The organism is Pseudoalteromonas gelatinilytica, from assembly GCF_001641615.1.
In the GTDB taxonomy this organism is placed as follows: domain Bacteria; phylum Pseudomonadota; class Gammaproteobacteria; order Enterobacterales; family Alteromonadaceae; genus Pseudoalteromonas; species Pseudoalteromonas gelatinilytica.
This window is the reverse complement of record NZ_LRRU01000018.1, coordinates 324,444-344,910: the sequence shown is the minus strand read 5'-3', so window position 1 is coordinate 344,910 and position 20,467 is coordinate 324,444. Positions and strand designations below refer to the sequence as shown.

Below are 20,467 nucleotides of genomic sequence, written 5' to 3'. Positions count from 1 at the left end.
CTCGAAGGTCAAGTACATCGGTTGAGTTACTTGTTGTACTGTTTGGGAGTTATGAGCAGCCAGCAAGTAATGCAAATACGGCAAGTAAATGAACTTTCATGGTATATCCTTACAAATCAAGTTCATGAATAAAGCATAGCTTTTTATAGGCATAAAAAAACGAGGCAAGCGCCTCGTTGTTAGTTAGCTAGTTAGGTATTATTGATACAGCAAATACGCGGAGCGCTTGCGTTTATAAGCACTTAAATCGGCTTGCCAGCTTTGCTTTATTTGTTGCTCTGTTTGGCCGGCTTCAATGGCTAAACGCAATTTATCAGTCCCTGCAAGTTTATCCATAAAATCAGCGCGTTCAAAAAACGTTTGATCATTCGCACTTAGCTTTTGATAAGCCGAAATAAACAAGCTTAAATCTAGGCCATGAATATCAGCATCTCGTAAGTCTTGACCAAATACTTCGACCCCTTTGAATTTAGGGTGCATTGAAGCGCCTTTAATCGCCCTAGGCGTAAAGCTAAATTCGCCGAGTTTAACTGGCGAGTAACCAACAACTTGAAACGGAAAATCAGTACCACGGCCAATAGTTACAGGCGTTGCTTCAAAGAAACACAAAGATGGATATAGCGCAATTGATTGAGCATTCGGTAAGTTAGGGCTTGGCTTTATTGGTAGCTCATAAGCCATAGTACGGTCATAATTTGCAACAGGCACGACACTTAGTTCAAGCTTATCAGCGTCATTTATCCAGCCTTCACCTTTGATCATTTGAGCAAGTTCAGCCACTGTCATACCGTGTAAAACAGGAATTTCGTGCATGCCAACAAATGAGCGAAATTGCGGGTCAAGGATAGGTCCATCCACATAGGCTATATTTGGGTTTGGTCTATCGAGTACCACAACCTGTTTACCATTTTCAGCGGCAGCTTCCATTACGTAGTGCATTGAGCTGATATAAGTGTAAAAACGAACACCAACATCTTGAATATCAAAAATAATGACGTCTAAATCAGCAAGCATCTCAGGGCTTGGCTTTTTATTACTGCCATATATCGACACAACATCAATGCCGGTTTTAGCATCTACTGTGCTTTTAACGTGAGCACCGGCGTCATGGTCGCCGCGAAAGCCATGCTCTGGGGCAAATATTTTGCTAACGACAACGCCTTTATCAAGTAAGGCATCAACCAAATGTTGACCATTCACAACTGATGTTTGATTAACGACCAAGCCAACACGTTTCCCTGTTAATGCAGGTACATAAGCTTGAAAATTGGCTGCGCCCACCTGTAAAGGCTGTGCATTTTTAGGTGCTTGTGCAGGTGTTTCTTGGCAACCCAAAAGCGCAAAACAACTAAGAACTAAAACAGCTAAAAAACGCATTATTCTTCAACCGCCTTACGTAAAAAGCCACCCGCTTTTGACAATAACTGTTTTGCTTCAGGAGCTGGTTTTCCGGTTAACACGATTAAAATGGCCAGTTTTGCACTTTGCTCGGCTTGCTTTAATGCATCCACAGCTTGCTGCTGAGAACACTCTGTTGCTTGCATCACAATACGAATAGCACGAGCGTGCAGCTTTTCATTACTAGCATTTACATCAACCATCAGGTTTTTATACACCTTACCTGTGCGGATCATGCTAGCTGTGCTTAGCATATTCAGTACGAGTTTTTGTGCCGTGCCCGATTTCATACGTGTAGAGCCAGTTACAGCTTCTGCACCCACCACGGGGCAAATGCCGATTTGTGGTAAACGCATCACCGCTGAATCAGGGTTACAAGTGACACCCACAGTGACACAACCAAGTGATTTAGCGTATTCAATTGCCGAGCAAACATAAGGAGTTCGACCGCTGGCGGCAATGCCAACCACAACATCTTTACTGGTTAAATTGGCATTTTTTAAGTCTTCAATAGCAAACGTAGTGCTATCTTCAGCGCCTTCTACGGCTTTTTTAACCGCGGTGTCACCACCAGCAATAATACCAAGCACTTGCTGATCGCTTACGCTATAGGTAGGCGCACATTCAACCGCATCCAAAATACCCAAACGACCACTGGTGCCAGCACCAATGTAAATTAACCTGCCACCTTGTTGAAATGCTTCAACGACATGATCGACAGCTTCACTAATTTGTGGGATCACAAGTTTCACGGCACCCGCTACTTTGTGATCTTCATTATTGATTTTAGTGAGGATCTCAGTGGAGCTGAGCAGATCGATATCCAAAGTGTCTGGGTTTTGTCCTTCAGAGACAATACCGTTTAACTCTTCGAGTAACTCACGTTGTTGCTTAAAGACGTGCTCAGGGCTCATTGGGTTGTCCTTTTTCAATAATGTCATGGTAATGCTTTGCCGCTAAAATGGCGGCACCAGTTAATGAATCTCCCTTACAAGGAGATAATTCGTTTTGTAAGGCAAGTGGCAATAACGGTTGGCTGACTTTCGCCAAACCACCAATTAAAATCACCGGCAACGGCGAGTTACCTCGGCTTTTATTTATTAACCGAACCACCGATTGGGTGTGCTCTGTTAATACCGTTTTTGCCGCCTCACAGTCGTTTTGTAAGCTAAACACCAACGGGCTAAATGCTGCATAATCCGCGGGTTTTGCTTGTTTAAGCCAACTACTAATTGTTTGACGAGTGCATCCTAGCTGCTCACTCAAACGAATCGTTAATCGGCTTTTTGGTAAATCGTAAATATCTATATCGTTTAATAATTGCTGCACAGCCATCAGGCCGATACGTGCTCCACCGCCAAAATCATCAACGGTAAAACCCCAGCCGCTCACCAACTTAGTTTGCTTTTGTGCGTTTAATCGTGCCCCGACAGCACCGGTGCCAAGAGCAATAACCACACATGGGTCACCAAGATTAGCACCATATAGTGACGTAATTGCATCGCTGGTAATTTGCAAACTGGCAAATTCTATTTCGTAAATAAGCTTGAGCATCACTGTTAATTGCTCAGCAAGACTCTGCGATGAGCCACCAGCAACACCCATAACGGTGACGATTTCACTTGGCTCTGCGCCACTTTGCTGGCAAACATCACGGGTCACTTTAACAATGTTTTCTAACGCTAAATCAAGATCATTCGAAATTGATGCCGAACCCGCTTGGGCACGAAAAGTAGCGCCACTTGCCTGCTCTTTTAGCTCTGCTAACACTTTGGTGCCACCACCATCGATGGCTAAAACATAGCGTACGGCCATTTATGCACTCTTCTCGTGCGCCGCTTTACCAAGGCAACACACCAATGTCGCAAGCAAAGTGCCAATGCACAGCTGCCAAGTAAAGCCTAAGTAAAAACGCATTGACTCAGGTAGTAGCCAGTCAATCATGTACGGCTGCATTAGTAAGGTCACCATAAAGCCCGCTATTAGCGCTGCTAACACTGAGCCTTCACTGCCTCGTTTGGTGAACAAGGTCGTAAAATACACACCTAACAAACCGCTGTACGAGAACACCATGACACTTAGAGCAAATTTTAATAATGGCATATCACTGTATTGCTGCCAGAAATAACAAAGAATAGCCATCAGCGCTAAGGCAAGGCTCACCAGTGCCATCCCTACACGACCTGCTTTCACAAAGTGATGATCGCTTACTTGCTTGTTATGTTTTTCTAAATACGGGCGATAGATATCTTGTACGATGACTGAAGACATCGAACTAAGCCCAGAGTTCAAAGTAGAAATAGCCGCAGCAATAATACCCACGCTGACTAAGCCTTTAATCCCAGCTGGTACTTCGTTTAATACGTAGTACATAAAGATAGTGATTTTTTCGCCATTAAATTCTTGTACGACCGTTTGCCCAGCTTCGTTATTCATTAGTGCAGGTTGCTGATAAACAATATAAAGCAGCAAACCAATAAAGATAAAAATAGCCATAACTGGGATCACCATCACCACCGATAGTAATAACGCTTTACTGCCTTCTTTTGGACTTTTACAGGTTAATAAACGCTGCGTCATATCTTGGTCTAAACCAAATGCGGCGATGTTTAATAGCACAAACCCCGTTAACACAGAGGCCATGTTAAATACCCCTGATGGGCCAAAGTCGAAATCAAATTTAAACAGCGCAAGTTTTGAATCTGCACCAGGACTTGGCTCATTCAGCGTTGCAATAATGGTTGAAAAATCAGCCGGAATAACATTCAGCAAGCACCAAATAACCGCAATAGCCGCACTGACATAAACAATACTTTGCAGTACATCAGAATAAATAACGCTGCGAATACCCCCTAAAAAGGTATAAAGCAAACCCGCCAGCGCCAGCACTAAAGTCGCGATAACCACACTATCGGCATCGATATTGCCATATAGAATCATCGCCACAGCAATAGCGGCCATGTATAAACGAGCACCACTGGCAAACACACGGCCAAATAAATACATCATGCCACTACGGCGCTTGGCCTTTGGCCCGATACGTTTTTCAAGCAGTTCATATACAGTGAACACTTTTTGCTGGTAGAACTTTGGAATTAAAAACGCCGACACCACAAATGCCGCAATAAACGCACCGATATTAGTCGCAAGGTAAGAAAAGTCACCTTGATAGCCTTGATCTGGCCCGCCAATAAACGTTGCCGCTGATTGCGAAGTCGCTAAAACAGAAATAGCCACCATCCAAGTTGGCATGCTATTTCCGCCTAGAAAAAAATCTTGGCTTGAGTTAGCGCGTTTGCGATTAAACCACCAGCCACTTAGCAATAAAATTGCACCGTAACTTGCGAATACTAGCCAATCGAGAAAAGCGTAATTTGCACTCATTTATTATCCTAACCCAAACCTCAATGGAATATATTATTCCACCATTATGACAAAATTAAAATACTTTTATTTTATTATTTTTATTTAGCTAAGTTAGGTAATTGCCACTGACTTTGCTTTTGTTGATATTGCGCTTTGGTCAAGCTGACTAATAGCGGCTTTTTACGCTCATCTAACCAAGCAAGTAACGCATCCATATCGCTTTCTGTCATTGCTGTACAACCTGCTGTAGGCTTACTTGGCGCACGCCATAAATGCATAAAGATACAACTGCCCGCACCATTGATATTGCTTGGGTTATGCTTAACAACAATGCCTTTTTTATAAAGGTTATCTTGGCTGTATATATCACGACGCATCCATTCTGAAGAGTCTTTTACGGCGTCTTCACCAACTTGTGCTTTATCAACCAATTGGTTGTAAAACGGTGAGCCTTGCACATCGATACAATAATCATTTGCTGTCATTGCTTGATAACTGAGGTTCGTTTGCAATGAATCTAAATAACCAAAAGCAGTACCAAGTTCAAAAATACCTGCTGGCGCTTTACCATCGCCTTCTTGTTTTTGCTGACCCGGTTGTGCAGGATGCAGCCCCACTCCCCACGCAAGGCCAGTACGACCCAGTACCACCGCGTGTTGCTGGCCTTGTTGTTGCCAGCTACCAGCGGTTTTTTCAAAGCGATACAAGGTGGCATCAATGGCATCACTGTCATTGGCTACCACCACCACGAGCTGTTGATGACTGTTATCAATAATAGGTTTAGGTGATTCTTTGCTGGCACAAGCCGATAAACTCATAACTGCAATAAGACTGACTAGTTTTTTCATGCTGGCCATACTCCATTTGTAATTAGTTCAAGCCCCGTTATTGATTCAATGCCAAGACCTGGGGCATCCGATAAGCGTATTTGTGGGCCGCTAAATTCAACGCCCCCTTGCACAGGGTCATATTGACCAAGGGCTGGGCCATCTAAATCGATTTTACTGATTTGCTGTGCTTTGGCAGAGGCTAAATGTGCAGCACCAGCTACGGCAATACTGCCCTCTAGCATACAACCTATCATACACTCTGCTTGGTATTGGGCTGTGATATTAGCAATCTCAATTGCTCGACTTAAACCGCCCGTTTTCATTAATTTAATATTGATAATATCAACTGCGCCAAGCTCTAAAAGTTGGATCACTTGCTTCGGTGAAAAGGCGCTTTCATCGGCCATAATCGGGGTATTCACTCGCTCAGTAATATATTTGAGACCTTGAATATCACTGCTTTTTACTGGCTGCTCAACCAACTCTAATACCACGCCTGCTTGCTCTAGTTGCTGTAGTGCAAACACAGTTTGTTTGGCATTCCAGCCTTGGTTTACATCTAAACGCAGCTGCGTTTTAGCGGCAAAGCCTGCATGGATTGCTTTTACACGTTCAATATCTTGATTAAGGTTATTGCCGATTTTTATTTTTAATACATCAAAGCCTTGCTCAACCGCTCGCTGACAGTCACTAAGCATTTTATCTATGTTATCGACGCTAATGGTGATATCGGTTTTTAACTCTGACTTACCACCGCCAAGTAACTTATATAAAGGCGCTTGATAGAGCTTGCCCCACAAGTCGTAAACCGCCAACTCTAACGCCGCTTTTGCACTACTGTTACCAACCACCGTTGATTGAATAATGTGGGTAAGCTGATTAATGTTTTCGATTTCTTGCCCCACTAATTTAGGGGCAATAAACTGCTGAATGACCGCTATCATTCCTTGATGGGTATCGCCTGTAATAACCGGTGTTGAGGCCGCAGAGCCATAGCCAACTTGGCCACATTCGGTGTCGATTAAAACCACTAAATCCTCAATAAAACTCACTTCTCTCAGTGCTGTTTTAAATGGGGTAACTAATGGCACTTTGAGCTTTGCAAAGCGAACAGCTTTAATTTTCATAATGGCCTCTAGCGAATACGCTTAATGTTATAAACACGATCTAAGTAGCTGGTTTCTTGAGATAATCTAAGTGGCAATAATGGCGTGACCGACACCCCATTCAAGGCACTATTATAAAAACTACCATCGCCTTTGTTATAACCTAAGCCTTTAACGTCATGAATAACATAAGGCTCACCGTGATGCTCCCCTAAGTACATCATTACATGACCCGGAATATAAATTAGATCGCCAATCGCCATATTTTTAACCGTCGGCAACTTATCATCTGCCGCAGTTTTTTTATCAAAACGATTATTTTGCCCGTATTCACTACTGCCTTGCTGCCCTGAATTACGCGGCATTAGTAGGCCAAAGCTCTTATAAATTTCACCAACAAAGCCAGTGCAGTCACGGCCATTGTAATCATGACCCCAACCATAACGCTCGCCTAAAAATTTAAAGCCTTGTTTAATGAGATTCTGCTCGTTGTAGTCTAGATAGCCTAAATTTACATCGGCAGTTTTACTTATCATTGCAGGTTTAATAACCAGTTTGCCTTGCTCATCGCGGGTTGGTAACTGTACAACATGGCTAGCATAGCTGTTTTGGCCGTTGAGCAAATACGGTACTTGCTCACTATCAACCAATGGTAAGCGTACTCCCATATCGAGCTGAACTTCTGAGAGGCCTTCATCGTTTGGCACATAAGCAGTATTGACCTTTGCACCGGTTACCACCAAAAAGTTATCTTGTTCGCGATAAGCTTTTATTTTATCTGCATCAGCAAAGGCAAGATCTTCGGCAGGCGTCCACGCTAGATAGTTGTAAGCACGTACTAACAACCATTTCTTATCTGCGCTTTGATGTAATACAGCAACCGCTTCGCCCGGAAACATACCGCTTTCTTGAAAGCGATCTAAGTCTTGATCAAGGCCGCTATTTAAAACCCGATCCCAGGTTGGAAAAGTACGTAATGCCGTGCGCTTAACGACCACAGCAAAGCGTACCTTATTATTACCTACGACCTTGTTAAGGTTTAAATTAGCCTGATATTTAGCAAAGTCTTTCGCGGTGAGTTGTCGGCCATCGGTAAAAAAGCGCGGGCTTTTTGGAATTGAACTTGCTGAATGAATGGCGCTTGTTAGCTCGTCTTTAGTGAGTGATTTTTGAAATGAAAGAGGATCAACTATATATTTATTTTCTTTAATTAATTTCTCGTTGAAGGCTGCAATTTGCGCCTCAGTCATGATCACTTTTGCCGATGCACCTTGTGCTAGCCAGTAGCTAGGCGAAAGCTGTGACTGCGTGACCCCGATTACATCTGATTGCCAACCCTCAGCATGCATAGGTGCACTAAAAGCAACACCTAAAGTAATTGATAAAGCGATAATTGAACGACGCATAGCTGTACCTTAATTCTTATTGAACGCGTGAATCTAATAATTTTGTAAAAGCATGCTGCAATTTTTGCTGCATTTGCTTACCGACTGTTGGCAAATTGGCTTCGTCGGCCCCCAAAGTTGACTGCTGCACACTAAACGTAAACTCACGGCCACCTTGATAATTGCCTAAACACACATGTGCCAACATAACCGTTTCTGTGGTGGAGCGCGTTTCACTTGGCCCCCAGCCAATTTTTTGCCAAACACGCCACTGCCCATTCGTTGCGCTATCGAGCACTTCTTTTGCTGAGCGACTATCATTGGGCGCAATAACATTTGCCAATGCATTTGTAACGATATGACTGATACCCACCATCATACCGCCTACAGGAGCATGTTCATCTGTATGACCTGTGCCGTTAAGTAGCACATCAACATCACTTGCTTGTAAATAAGGCATTTGCGTACTTGGTTCACGCTGATGACTAACCAGACGTTTTAACCATTCCGCTTGAGCAAGTGTGGTCATTGCTTTGTTGCCCGTTAAACCACAGCTCTCACAACGATACCCTAAATAGCCAGGATCATCACTGCTTGCTTTGAACCGAGCTATCTTTGCATCAAGCTCATTATTGACAGGGTTATGCCAGTATTCGTCTGATGGCATAAACTGCTCTGATCCATATGCGCCGTTAAATAACAAACGCTGATCCTGTAGTTTTAGCCAGCCATCATTAAAAAGCCCACGTAAATATTCGCGCCCTGCTACATTGACAAAATAACTGGCTATCGCATTTGAATTACCATCGGCTTTACCAAATGCTTCGTAACTATTAATACTGCTGATCAAATCAGCCAGTGCTGTATCACCGGCAAAAGATGCAGCACCAAGCTCTGGATGGGTTTGCCTTACTTTTGACAGCGCACCGCTAAACGCTTGAATTTTTGATGAACTCCAAGGTTCATACAACTCATTATGGCTGCCGTCACTTAAATACCGGTAAGCTAGTTGTCCTGCTTGAACTTGATAATCGATTAGAAGTAGCTTGCCCGGTTGCTCTGGGGCTAAAAAATACTGCCAATCAGCCGCCACTCTGTTTTGCCAACCTGTTTGCTGGTAATTAACCTCAGCCGCTGATTTATAGCTTTGCAGCTTAGTTTCACTCTCAAGCGATAAACAACCGGTATTCGTTAAATCGTTTGGCAAAATAGCAGGCGCTAACATCACCTGCTCAAAGTATTGTTGGTCGGTTAACGGGGCTGTTTTTGTGCTAGTTTGACAACCTGCCAAGAGTATCAGGGTGCAACTTATAGCCAGCCTGTTTTGATATGCACCTTTCTCATACATAAAATAAAATTCCCACTTGTTATTATTTTTGGAATATTTTATTAAATCTAACACAAATTGACTGTGAAGCAAATTAACTCGGTTTTAATGCGTAAAGGATTTGAAACAGTGAGGATTTAGGTGAAGTTGAGTGTGAAACTACACTCAACTTCTTAAGAGATTAAAGAACTTGCTCAGTGTATTTTTGTAAGTCAGTGATCAAATCTCGATATAGCGTTGAGCTTTTATCCTTAATGCGGTCGAGAAAGAAATCGTCAGCAATATGGGTGATTTTTTGACGCTTCTTTTTATCGCTTAACTTACTTTGCGCAACATCCATCAGTTCGGCTATTTTCTCACGTTCATAGCCGTTTAAAGAGGGGTCTGTGCTGATATCTTTTAGCATGATTAATGAGTCTATTGTTGAGCCATTTAGGGTTACCGTTAACGCTTTTGCTAAGCTTGGTAGCCAGGGTTTTTCAATCTGCTCACCAATCACATAAAACATGTTTTGTGCTGTCGCTAGGTCACCATCACGTACTGCAACACTGCCAATAATGAGATAAGAAATAAGCTGCTCTTTTGGATAGCTCTGGCTCACTGTCGCAAACAAAGGATCGGTGCGAATGAAGTCAGCTTTTTGTTTAGCCATTTTACGCCAGCCTTTGTTATAAAAAGCCAAAGACTGAGCACTGTATGCTAAATATTTACCCCGCATATCAGTCGCTTTAGCAAGCGCTAAGTCGCTTTCAGCAATTGCAAAATCTTTACTTACACCAAGGCTCAAAATGTAGCTCATCATGGCATGAGTCAGTGTTGGCTCAATTGCACCTATTTGCTCTAACTGTTCTTTTTGCAGTTTGTTATAACCATAAGCAATGGTATCGACACTGGTATTCGACACTCCCCTGTACGTTTCATAACTAAAACTATCTTGTAGATCAGCATATTGTTGTTGCTCAGTCTTTGTTGATTTGCAACCACTTAGTAAAGCGACACAAAACAGCGAGCACGTTGCTAATTTAACAAAAGGGATGCTATTTAAAGCGGTCATCAATAATTCCTTTTTCTACTTCTATGGCATCATGTGCCAAACCTTGATATATCGGGCTATGGATTCTACTTAACGAGAATATAATATTGCTGTCATCGACAACGCTTATTGCATGCTCAGATGCATTGATTTGCACACCAGCACCATCAAATCGGCTTTCATTCAGTTTTACACCTTGTTGAGCCGTAATAGTGACATTGGTTAGTTCAACCACAGAGCGCTTAACATTTAAAGCGAGTTTAGCCCCTGATAAGCTTACATTTTCTAATCTCACTAAAGAATCTTTAATACGGATAGATTCAGCAACCACATTTTTAAGTAACACATTATTACAGTCTTCAATAATCATATGACGGTAATGGCCTGAAAACTCGCGACTGTGCTGATCTTCACAATGAAATGTCTCGATTTGTTTATCTGAAACTTCTGCACTGGCTGGTTTTTTAACTTCCCCAGTTAACGCTCGATTTAATAAAGCTAAGAACTGGCTGGGCTGTTGCTTCATTGGCACATGACCCACATCAGGCAAAGTAGCTAAATCACTATTGATTAGCTGGCTGTTCAATACTTTTGCAGTTCGTAATGGAGCGACGGCATCTTCTTCACCCCAAATAATATGTGTTTCTATTTTCAGATTGCTGACAATCTCGCTAAAGTCTTCCTCAACTAAACTCAGTGCTGCATTCATATTCGGTGTTTCACCCATTACTAGCTTCCATGCACCATCACTACGCTGTAATAACTCTGTCAGGTATGAATCTATCGCTCCTTCTTCAATGAGTCCGGTTGTAAAATCATTGAGCTGAGCTAACTTAGTTGAGAGAAATTTAGGTAGCTTAGTATTAGGCTTAGGTATGTTGGAGATAGGCTTTATAAATGCCACTTTATGTAAGATACCCGCCGCGTCGACTAACACCAATTTATTGAGTTTCTCCCGGTATTTGCCAGCAAAATACAGGCTGACCGCGCCCCCCATCGAGTGACCCACAACCGTGGTTGGTTCAGCAATATAGTGATCGACCACTTCCGCCAGTACAACAGCATAATTGCGAGGAGAGTAACGTCCTTCGGGGCTTTCTGAGTGAGCAAAACCAGGTAAATCAATCGCAATAACATGATAATGTTTACTGAGTTGAGGAATAACCCCAAACCAATCTTGCATACCTAATACGCCTAAACCATGCACGAGCAGCAAAGGCGGCGCCTTTTTATCACCGGCTTCTAAGACCAAAATTGATGAATTAAAAACGGACTCTTGGTAAGTACTAAACAACCAATCTGCTTTAATAGGAGATTCAAATTTGAGTGCTTGGATTTGTTGTTGGTTTAATGGTGTTGATTGCAATACAACTGGCTCGCTTTGCGCAGCAAACGAACCAAGCAAAATGCAATAAAAAAAGAATAAGTGAAATAGACGCAAGGGATATTGGTTTAATTATTATTGTATTAGCGAGATTGTACCCTTTGTCGGTTAAATGTAAATAATGCATGAGCATGAACCTAACATTGAGAAATGCTTATTCTGGAATAGATAGCAAGATGTGAGAGGTGTAGATCATCATTTATGGCGACAGCATCTTGATACGCGCGAAACACGTTTCACGCCTACGGGGTGCATTTTTTGTATTTTGAGTTGGGGTTTAATTAATTGTGTGGAAGCGTGATGTTCGCGACTGAAGTCGCTCCTACGCAAATTGTAGGCACAAAAAAACCGACTTTCGTCGGTTTATGTCATTTTTAATCTACTTGAGAGAAAAGTGGCGGACGCGGGACGTATTTTGAAACAGTGAACCTCCGGCTGCGTGGTTCAAAGTCTTCCAAAGAATAATGAGTGCAATAAAACGGTATGTTTTTTCACGACTGAAGTCGCTCCTACGAATATTGCGATAATAAACGCGATATAAAATCGCTGCTACAGATTTATATCGTGTTTTCACGCTCCTACGCAAATTGTAGGCACAAAAAAACCGACTTTCGTCGGTTTATGTCACTTTTACTCTACTTGAGAGAAAAGTGGCGGACGCGGGACGTATTTTGAAACAGTGAACCTCCGGCTGCGTGGTTCAAAGTCGCCCAAAGAATATTGAGGTGCAATAAAACGGTATGTTTATTCACGACTGAAGTCGCTCCTACAACCACACCTACGCGAATTGCAGGCACAAAAAAACCGACTTTCGTCGGTTTATGTCACTTTCAAAGAGAAAGTGGCGGACGCGGGAGGATTCGAACCTCCGACCGCCTGGTTCGTAGCCAGGTACTCTATCCAGCTGAGCTACGCGTCCGCAGTGTGATGATGCATGTTTAAGTCTTGCATTGACTGTATCTTAAAGACACAAAAAAACCGACAGCTTGTCGGCTTATGTCACTTTCTAAGAGAAAGTGGCGGACGCGGGAGGATTCGAACCTCCGACCGCCTGGTTCGTAGCCAGGTACTCTATCCAGCTGAGCTACGCGTCCGCAGTTGCATTTTATAATCTTGCAATGATTTTATCTTTATACTCGATGTGAGTTTTCAAATATGGTGGTTGCGGGACGTCTCTTGAAAGAGTGAACCTCCGACCAAATTTGTATCTTTATACTCGATATGAGTTTCAAATATGGCGGTTGCGGGACGTCTCTTGAAAGAGTGAACCTCCGACCAAATTTGTATCTTTATACTCGATGTGAGTTTCAAATATGGCGGACGCGGGAGGATTCGAACCTCCGACCGCCTGGTTCGTAGCCAGGTACTCTATCCAGCTGAGCTACGCGTCCACACGCACATTTGAATATTGCTAATTTATTCTCTTAGCAAGAGTTAAAGTAAAAAGGGCGGTTGCGGGACGTCTCTTGAAAGAGAGAACCTCCGACCAAATTTACTAACATCTTATACTCGATGCAGAGTTAAAGTAAAAAGTGGCGGACGCGGGAGGATTCGAACCTCCGACCGCCTGGTTCGTAGCCAGGTACTCTATCCAGCTGAGCTACGCGTCCACACATATTACTTTCAAGACATGCCATTTTAGGAAAAATGGTGGAGAAGGAGGGATTCGAACCCTCGATAGAGCTACAAACCCTATACTCCCTTAGCAGGGGAGCGCCTTCGGCCACTCGGCCACCTCTCCGTCTTGTGGGGCGTATAATAAAGATTTCAGAAAATATGTCAAACACTTTTCAAGGAAAATCGTATAGATGGTTATAGATTGTCCACTACGAACAAAAACAACTCAGTTTTGTCTAGCCTTTCGCCGTTTTTTCTTTATCACTCAATGGCTCAAGACCCGTCAATGGGATCAATTCATCAGTTAACTCTGCGAGATATTGATCTTGATAGCCCAATTGTTGGAATTCGGCGATGCAGGCACGGTAAAAAACTTCACGCTGATGCTCGCTTTTATTTGTATCTGTTGGCAACTGCGAAGGCTTTTTTGTCATTATTATTAAGTCCATTTATGCATTGAACGAGAATTGCGCAATGATGTCATATTTTGGCTAAAAATAATACTATTGGCCTTGGGATTTGTAGAAAAATTTTACAACTTAGTAACTTTGTTGGAAGACTAATTCAGCATTCCTTTTTAGATCAGGTAATTACATTTTAGTAGTTAAGTAACACGCAATAAAAATCAGAAATTTCTGATAACAAAAACGCCGCTAAAAAGCGGCGTTTTCAAGACTTTTAGCTGATTAATCAGCTTGAGGACGCATGTGTGGGAACAGGATCACGTCTTTAATTGTTGGTGAGTCAGTAAATAACATCACTAGACGGTCGATACCAATACCCTCACCCGCTGTTGGCGGTAAGCCGTACTCTAACGCACGAATGTAATCTTCGTCGTAGTGCATTGCTTCATCATCACCGGCGTCTTTCTCTTCAACTTGACGCGCAAAACGTTCAGCTTGATCTTGTGCATCGTTAAGCTCAGAGAAACCATTCGCTAATTCACGACCACCTACGAAGAATTCGAAACGGTCAGTTACAAATGGGTTTTCATCGTTACGACGTGCAAGTGGAGATACTTCCCACGGGTAAGCGGTAATGAAAGTCGGTTGAATTAACTTATGCTCAGCAGTCTCTTCGAAGATTTCACATAAGAACTTGCCTGGGCCCCATACGCAGTTTTCTGGGATCTTAACGTGTACTTGCTTCGCGTACGCTTTAAGCTCTTCAAAATGGTTTTCAGGGTCATTAAATACTGCAGCATCAAAGTCTGGGTTGTACTTAAGGATAGCTTCGCTCATTGTTAAACGAGCAAAAGGTTGACCAAAATCGTACTCTACTGAATCTACCACTTCACCATTTTCGTTTTTAGTTGTGTTTACAACAATTGGTGAACCAAGTACGTCTGTCGCAACAGTACGTAGCATGTCTTCAGTGATGTTCATCAGGTCAATGTAGTCAGCGTATGCTTGGTAGAATTCGATCATTGTGAATTCTGGGTTATGACGCGTTGATAAACCTTCGTTACGGAAGTTACGGTTGATTTCGAATACACGCTCAAAGCCACCCACAACTAGACGTTTTAAGTAAAGCTCAGGGGCAATACGTAAGTACATGTCGATATCAAGTGCATTGTGGTGTGTTACGAATGGACGAGCAGACGCACCACCTGGGATCACTTGTAGCATAGGTGTTTCAACTTCCATGAAGTCACGATCTGCTAAGAAACGACGGATACCTTCAACAACTTTTGAGCGAATACGGAAGGTTTCACGCGTCGCTTCATTAGTAATTAAGTCAACATAACGTTGACGGTATTTAGTTTCTTGGTCAGATAAACCGTGGAACTTTTCAGGTAACGGGCGTAATGACTTTGTCAGTAACTCATACTCTGTCATTTCAACGTATAGGTCGCCTTTACCTGATTTATTTAGTGCACCTTTAACACCGATGATGTCACCGATATCAAGTTGACCGTATTTTGCTTTTAATTCTTTTTGTACGTCTTTTGACGCGTACGCTTGAATTTGGCCTTTCATGTCTTGTAACGCAAGGAAAGGACCACGTTTAGCAAGGATACGACCTGCTACTGATACAACGTGCTGCTCAGCAACTAATTCATCTTTCGATTTATCACCAAACTCAGCTTGCAAATCAGCCGTGTAATGTTCACGACGGAATTGGTTTGGATGACCGTTGGCTGGGCAATTTTCGCGGATTGCGTCTAATTTGCCACGACGCTCAGCGATTAACTTATTTTCGTCTTGGATTTGATCAGTCATTTTTTAGCTCTTTTTTAGCTTGGTGGTTATAGGCCAGATTTAAGGCTGGCTTCAATAAATTTATCTAAGTCGCCGTCAAGAACCGCTTGTGTATTACGGTTTTCAACGCCGGTACGTAAGTCTTTAATGCGCGAGTCATCAAGTACGTATGAACGAATTTGACTACCCCAGCCAATATCAGATTTAGCATCTTCTTGGCTTTGTTTCTCAGCATTTTGCTTTTGAATTTCAAGTTCAAACAACTTCGCTTTTAACTGCTTCATTGCTTGGTCTTTATTCTTGTGCTGTGAACGCTCGTTTTGGCACTGTACAACCGTATTGGTTGGTATATGGGTAATACGAACCGCTGACTCTGTTGTATTTACGTGCTGACCACCTGCGCCTGATGCACGGTAAACGTCAATACGTAAGTCTGCCGGATTAATATCAATTTCGATATTATCGTCGATTTCTGGGTAAACGAATGCCGATGCAAACGAGGTATGACGACGACCACTTGAGTCGAACGGGCTCTTACGCACTAAACGGTGAACACCTGTTTCTGTACGTAACCAACCGTATGCATATTCGCCCACGAAGCGCACAGTTGCGCCCTTGATACCAGCCACATCACCATCAGTTGCTTCAACAAGTTCAACTTTAAAGCCTTTTGCTTCACCCCAACGTAAATACATACGCAGTAGCATGTTACACCAGTCTTGGGCTTCAGTGCCGCCAGAACCTGATTGTAAATCAAGGTAAGCATCGTTTTGGTCATGGTCGCCTGAGAACATACGACGGAACTCTAGCTTTTCAAGCTGTGCGTTTAAATCGCCTAATTCAGCTTCAGCTTCAGCGAAGGTTTCTTCATCTTCAGCTTCAACAGCAAGCTCGACTAACCCTTCAACATCTTCGGTACCTGACACTAGATTATCAATGGTCTCAACGATAGCTTCGAGTGCCGACTTTTCACGGCCAAGTGCTTGAGCTCGCTCTGGCTCATTCCACACTGCTGAATCTTCAAGTTCTGCGTTAACTTCTTCTAACCGCTCTTTCTTAAGAGGGTAGTCAAAGGTACCCCCGAAGCAGTTCAGTACGTTCGCGAATTTCCTTGATTTGATTAATCACAGGATTCACTTCAAACATGTACATTACTCCAAAATGGCTGATTTACCGCGCACCGATATCGACAATAAATACGGTAAATTATCTACAAATATTAAAAACGCCCGATTTTAACAAAAAACCGAGCGTTTTATTAGCCTTTTATGTCGATTATAACGATATTTTTATGTCGCTTTTTGTAGCTCTCGAATAATCAACTGTAGCGAGAATTTACCACGGAATTCATTTATATCGAGTTGATAAGCAGCTTTCACATAACGCACTTCGGTATCTGGCCATGCACGCACATCAACACCAAAGGCAATGCCATCAACTAACCGTCCAGATTGATGTTTTAAAACCAGTTTTAAGTGTTTTTCACCAACAATGCGCTGCTGTATTACTTCAAATACATGTTCGAACACTGGTTCTGGAAATTGCTGTCCCCAGGGGCCGGCATTTTTTAGTAAGTTGGCAAATTCCATCGAAAAGCACTCATTAGGTAATTCACCATCGGTAAGTAAAATACTTTGCTTATGCTCTTCAGTGAGTGTGTCTGTCACCATTTGCTCAAACACGGTTTTAAATTCAGTAAAACACTGCTCATTGATACTCAGTCCGGCCGCCATAGCATGACCACCAAATTTACTGATCAAATGCGGATAGAGTGTATTTACTCGCTCGAGTAAGTCTCGCATATGCAGCCCTTCAATAGAGCGGCAAGAGCCTTTGATTTCGCCATTATCGCCAGCGGCAAAAATAATCGTAGGACGGTGATACTTTTCTTTTAAGCGGCCAGCCAAAATACCAATGACACCTTGATGCCAATCAGCTTGATATAAACAAATGGCATCAGGTACTGACTCAGTTTTAAATGCTAAACGGTCAAGCACAGCTTGTGCCTCCGTTTGCATGCCCTGCTCTATTTCACGGCGCTCATGATTGAGGCTGTCGAGCTCACCGGCAATTCGGCGTGCTTGGTTTATATCATTAGATAACAAGCAGGCTATACCTAAACTCATATCATCTAAACGCCCTGCTGCATTTAAGCGTGGCGCCAATGAAAAGCCAAAGTCACTGGCACTTAAACGGGCTGCATTGCGATTTGCCACTTCAATGAGAGCACTAATACCAGGGCGTGTTTTACCACTACGAATACGTGCTAAACCTTGATGAACTAAGGTACGGTTATTGGCATCAAGCGCGACCACATCGGCCACGGTACCAAGGGCTACAATATCAAGTAACTCAGCCAAATTTGGCATTGGCTGATGCTGAAAATACCCTTGTTCACGTAAGTGGCTACGTAAAGCAATGAGCAGATAAAAAGCAACCCCAACGCCAGCTATCGACTTCGATGGAAACTGACAATCATGGCGATTCGGATTCACGATAGCATCGGCATCTGGTAGGGCTTCACCTTGCAAATGGTGATCTGTAACCAGCACCTTAATACCCGCTTGCTTTACAATGGCAATGCCATCAATACATGAAATACCGTTATCAACAGTGATCACCAGCTCAGGTTGCATAGTCACTATTTGCTCAGCAAGCGCAGGACTTAAGCCATAACCTAGGCTGAATCTGTCTGGTACCAAGTAATCAAGATTCTTTAAGCCAAACATAGCAAGACCTTGCATTAAGGTTGCTGTGCTGGTTGCGCCATCGGCATCAAAGTCTCCGACGATTAACACGCGACTTTGAGCTGCGAGGGCTTGTTGCAATAGCACCACAGCTTTGTCGATATCTTTGAACAACTTAAAGTCATGTAATGTGGCAGCACTGTTATCGAGTTCGGTGGCATTTTGCACCTGACGAGTCGCATATATTTGCTTAATTACAGGGTGTAAATGGTGTGGTAGATGCGAATCATCAACACGAGGACGAGCTTGAATTATTTTTTCCATGTCGGAAACGGTACTTCTTAGCTTAAGACAAATAAAAAAGGCCTACGACAAATAGGCCTTTTCGTTAAAAAATCAGTTATGAAGATGTTTTTGGTAAGGCATCAAGCGCTTGGCTAATTTGCGCAGCTGATTGATAACCTGGGATCATGGTGCCATCTTCTAAAATAATTGCTGGAGTACCCGACATACCAAAGCTTTGACCTAGTTGATAGTGCTCTGCAATTGGTGCGTTACAACCAGGCACTGCAGCGACTTCTGCACCCGCTTTTGCTTCTGTTAATGCTTCAGCAGGGTCTTTAGCACACCATACATTCATTAAATCTTGGTAACCTTTACCACGTAAACCACCACGTGGAAAAGCAAGGTATTTAACGGTGATACCCGCTTCTAAGAAATCATCAAGTTCACGGTGTAACTTACGGCAGTAACCACAGCTGATATCGGTAAATACCGTGATTGAATGCTTTTCGTTTTTCGCTTTATAAACGATCATCGAATCTTCGTACTCAGCAATGCCTTCTTTACGTACATCGCTCAGTGCATGTTCTGTTAGATTGACTCGGTTATTAAGGTCAATCAGTGTTCCTTGCATTAGAAATTGACCGTCAGGGCTTGCATACAGCACGCCTTTGTCAGTAATTAGTTCTTTAAGGCCTGCCACTGGGCTTGGATTGATTTGCTTAACGGTTACGCCTAATTCAGCAAACTTAGCAATAATCGGGGCATCAGCAGCGTCTGTTGTTGATACGCCATTGGCAAACACATTTAAGCTTGTGCCTAGTAGTGCTGTGGCTAAAACTAACTTTTTCATAAATATCCTATATCCTGATCATTTTTTATATAGACCGGTACATCTTTAAAAATCTTGCACTAAGCACGTGGATGATGTTGCTCGTGTACCGACTTCAATCTTTCATTCGCTACATGGGTATAAATTTGTGTTGTTGATAAGTCACTGTGACCTAACATCATTTGCACGACTCTAAGGTCCGCCCCATGATTAAGCAAATGCGTTGCAAACGCGTGTCTGAGCGTATGCGGTGATAACGGCGATTCAACTGATGCCAAAATAGCATAGTGTTTGATGCGATGCCAAAAAGTTTGTCGTGTCATGCCAATCCCGCGCTTAGATGGGAACACAAAGTCAGTGGCATGTTTAATCATTTGCGAACGGCCCACTTTTAAAAACTGCTCAAGCCAGTACATCGCTTCTTCACCTAGGGGAACTAAGCGCTCTTTATTACCCTTACCTTTTACAAAAACCACCGCTTGACGCAAATTAATTTGCTCCATTCTAAGTCCCACCAGCTCAGTGACACGAAGCCCTGTGGCATATAACAGCTCCAGCATGGCTTTATCACGAAGCCCCATTGCATCTTCTATATCTGGGGCTGCAAGCAGTGCTTCTACTTCTGCTTCTGACAGTGTTTTTGGTAATGACTGCCCAGCTTTTGGCTGAGCAATATTGACCATCGGCGAATCGGCAATGGCTTTTTCGCGCACAAAATACTGATAAAAACGCTTCAGCGCGCTGATGCTACGCGCTGTGCTGCGCGACTTCAGTCCTAAATCAACACGGTATGCTAAATACGCTTCAATATCATCTGAGCGGACAGCCAGTAGGTCTTTATCTTTTAAAAATTGGCAAAACTTTTCAAGGTCACTGCGATAAGCGGCTAGTGTATTTTCGCTAACTCCTTGCTCAAGATACAGCGTATCTAAAAATAACTCTAAATGTTCGGCGTTATTTGGTGTCATTACACCTTTTTGGGCTTGTGAATTATTATCAGCCACGCGTACTCTCATCCT

Annotated in this window: 16 protein-coding genes and 5 tRNA genes; all 21 read right to left on the bottom strand. The window is 42.9% G+C overall.

Annotated features, from left to right (window positions below; translation table 11 throughout):
• Positions 1-198: 198 nt before the first annotated feature.
• The 21 genes from NH153_RS10210 to xerD all read right to left on the bottom strand — a co-directional run bounded on the left by NH153_RS10210 (position 199) and on the right by xerD (position 20,416).
• Entirely contained in the window at positions 199-1,377 is a 1,179-nt protein-coding gene (locus tag NH153_RS10210; RefSeq protein ID WP_063703419.1) for an exo-beta-N-acetylmuramidase NamZ family protein, read from the bottom strand.
• Positions 1,377-2,312 carry an N-acetylmuramic acid 6-phosphate etherase gene (murQ, locus tag NH153_RS10205; RefSeq protein WP_054560801.1) on the bottom strand — a complete coding sequence of 312 codons (936 nt, stop codon included), beginning with the start codon at positions 2,310-2,312 and terminating at the stop codon, positions 1,377-1,379. Before murQ ends, NH153_RS10210 begins: the two co-directional genes overlap by 1 nt.
• Positions 2,302-3,213, bottom strand: a complete 912-nt coding sequence (locus tag NH153_RS10200; protein WP_063703416.1) for a glucosamine kinase nucleotide-binding domain-containing protein — start codon at positions 3,211-3,213, stop codon at positions 2,302-2,304. The genes murQ and NH153_RS10200 overlap by 11 nt, the downstream gene beginning before the upstream one ends.
• Positions 3,214-4,782 (bottom strand): sodium:solute symporter, encoded by a 1,569-nt coding sequence (locus tag NH153_RS10195; RefSeq protein WP_063703415.1) that lies wholly within the window; start codon positions 4,780-4,782, stop codon positions 3,214-3,216.
• Between the two features lie 80 nt (positions 4,783-4,862).
• Complete coding sequence (locus tag NH153_RS10190) at positions 4,863-5,612, bottom strand: L,D-transpeptidase family protein (protein WP_082874030.1); 750 nt, start codon at positions 5,610-5,612, stop codon at positions 4,863-4,865.
• Entirely contained in the window at positions 5,609-6,721 is a 1,113-nt protein-coding gene (locus NH153_RS10185) for a dipeptide epimerase (protein ID WP_063703411.1), read from the bottom strand. The genes NH153_RS10190 and NH153_RS10185 overlap by 4 nt, the downstream gene beginning before the upstream one ends.
• 8 nt (positions 6,722-6,729) lie before the next feature.
• Positions 6,730-8,106 (bottom strand): SH3 domain-containing protein, encoded by a 1,377-nt coding sequence (locus tag NH153_RS10180; protein WP_063703409.1) that lies wholly within the window; start codon positions 8,104-8,106, stop codon positions 6,730-6,732.
• Positions 8,107-8,122: 16 nt separating this feature from the next.
• Positions 8,123-9,433 carry a peptide deformylase gene (locus NH153_RS10175; protein ID WP_063703406.1) on the bottom strand — a complete coding sequence of 437 codons (1,311 nt, stop codon included), beginning with the start codon at positions 9,431-9,433 and terminating at the stop codon, positions 8,123-8,125.
• Between the two features lie 160 nt (positions 9,434-9,593).
• Positions 9,594-10,466 (bottom strand): hypothetical protein, encoded by an 873-nt coding sequence (locus tag NH153_RS10170; RefSeq protein ID WP_063703404.1) that lies wholly within the window; start codon positions 10,464-10,466, stop codon positions 9,594-9,596.
• Positions 10,450-11,886, bottom strand: coding sequence for an alpha/beta fold hydrolase (locus NH153_RS10165; protein WP_063703402.1), 1,437 nt, complete (start codon positions 11,884-11,886; stop codon positions 10,450-10,452). Before NH153_RS10165 ends, NH153_RS10170 begins: the two co-directional genes overlap by 17 nt.
• Before the next feature lie 785 nt (positions 11,887-12,671).
• Positions 12,672-12,748: transfer RNA gene (locus tag NH153_RS10160), tRNA-Arg, on the bottom strand.
• A 98-nt stretch (positions 12,749-12,846) separates the two neighbouring features.
• Positions 12,847-12,923: transfer RNA gene (locus tag NH153_RS10155), tRNA-Arg, on the bottom strand.
• Between the two features lie 220 nt (positions 12,924-13,143).
• A tRNA-Arg gene (locus NH153_RS10150) sits at positions 13,144-13,220 on the bottom strand.
• A 142-nt stretch (positions 13,221-13,362) separates the two neighbouring features.
• Positions 13,363-13,439 (bottom strand) — tRNA-Arg (locus tag NH153_RS10145).
• A gap of 38 nt (positions 13,440-13,477) precedes the next feature.
• Positions 13,478-13,570 (bottom strand) — tRNA-Ser (locus NH153_RS10140).
• 112 nt (positions 13,571-13,682) lie between these two features.
• On the bottom strand, positions 13,683-13,880 hold the full coding sequence (locus NH153_RS10135; protein ID WP_063703399.1) for a hypothetical protein: 198 nt from the start codon (positions 13,878-13,880) through the stop codon (positions 13,683-13,685).
• A 252-nt stretch (positions 13,881-14,132) separates the two neighbouring features.
• Positions 14,133-15,668: a lysine--tRNA ligase gene (lysS, locus tag NH153_RS10130; protein WP_063703397.1), complete on the bottom strand. Its 1,536-nt coding sequence runs from the start codon at positions 15,666-15,668 to the stop codon at positions 14,133-14,135.
• A gap of 26 nt (positions 15,669-15,694) precedes the next feature.
• Positions 15,695-16,793, bottom strand: a protein-coding gene (prfB, locus tag NH153_RS10125) for a peptide chain release factor 2 (protein ID WP_105181232.1) whose coding sequence is annotated in 2 segments (ribosomal slippage) — positions 15,695-16,717 and positions 16,719-16,793 — 1,098 coding nt in all. Because the reading frame shifts where the segments join, the coding sequence is not laid out codon by codon here.
• 143 nt (positions 16,794-16,936) lie between these two features.
• Positions 16,937-18,658 (bottom strand): single-stranded-DNA-specific exonuclease RecJ, encoded by a 1,722-nt coding sequence (gene recJ / locus NH153_RS10120; protein ID WP_063703395.1) that lies wholly within the window; start codon positions 18,656-18,658, stop codon positions 16,937-16,939.
• A gap of 76 nt (positions 18,659-18,734) precedes the next feature.
• Positions 18,735-19,469 carry a bifunctional protein-disulfide isomerase/oxidoreductase DsbC gene (dsbC, locus tag NH153_RS10115; protein ID WP_063703393.1) on the bottom strand — a complete coding sequence of 245 codons (735 nt, stop codon included), beginning with the start codon at positions 19,467-19,469 and terminating at the stop codon, positions 18,735-18,737.
• Between the two features lie 59 nt (positions 19,470-19,528).
• The gene (xerD, locus tag NH153_RS10110) at positions 19,529-20,416 is read right to left on the bottom strand and encodes a site-specific tyrosine recombinase XerD (RefSeq protein ID WP_156503623.1); all 888 of its coding nucleotides are present in this window, start codon (positions 20,414-20,416) and stop codon (positions 19,529-19,531) included.
• Positions 20,417-20,467 lie beyond the last annotated feature (51 nt).

Coding starts and splice junctions, on each gene's coding strand:
- NH153_RS10210 (WP_063703419.1), bottom strand. CDS start 1,377: ATGCGTTTTTTAGCTGTTTTAGTTCTTAGTTGTTTTGCGCTTTTGGGT.
- murQ (WP_054560801.1), bottom strand. CDS start 2,312: ATGAGCCCTGAGCACGTCTTTAAGCAACAACGTGAGTTACTCGAAGAG.
- NH153_RS10200 (WP_063703416.1), bottom strand. CDS start 3,213: ATGGCCGTACGCTATGTTTTAGCCATCGATGGTGGTGGCACCAAAGTG.
- NH153_RS10195 (WP_063703415.1), bottom strand. CDS start 4,782: ATGAGTGCAAATTACGCTTTTCTCGATTGGCTAGTATTCGCAAGTTAC.
- NH153_RS10190 (WP_082874030.1), bottom strand. CDS start 5,612: ATGAAAAAACTAGTCAGTCTTATTGCAGTTATGAGTTTATCGGCTTGT.
- NH153_RS10185 (WP_063703411.1), bottom strand. CDS start 6,721: ATGAAAATTAAAGCTGTTCGCTTTGCAAAGCTCAAAGTGCCATTAGTT.
- NH153_RS10180 (WP_063703409.1), bottom strand. CDS start 8,106: ATGCGTCGTTCAATTATCGCTTTATCAATTACTTTAGGTGTTGCTTTT.
- NH153_RS10175 (WP_063703406.1), bottom strand. CDS start 9,433: ATGTATGAGAAAGGTGCATATCAAAACAGGCTGGCTATAAGTTGCACC.
- NH153_RS10170 (WP_063703404.1), bottom strand. CDS start 10,466: ATGACCGCTTTAAATAGCATCCCTTTTGTTAAATTAGCAACGTGCTCG.
- NH153_RS10135 (WP_063703399.1), bottom strand. CDS start 13,880: ATGACAAAAAAGCCTTCGCAGTTGCCAACAGATACAAATAAAAGCGAG.
- lysS (WP_063703397.1), bottom strand. CDS start 15,668: ATGACTGATCAAATCCAAGACGAAAATAAGTTAATCGCTGAGCGTCGT.
- recJ (WP_063703395.1), bottom strand. CDS start 18,658: ATGGAAAAAATAATTCAAGCTCGTCCTCGTGTTGATGATTCGCATCTA.
- dsbC (WP_063703393.1), bottom strand. CDS start 19,469: ATGAAAAAGTTAGTTTTAGCCACAGCACTACTAGGCACAAGCTTAAAT.
- xerD (WP_156503623.1), bottom strand. CDS start 20,416: ATGACACCAAATAACGCCGAACATTTAGAGTTATTTTTAGATACGCTG.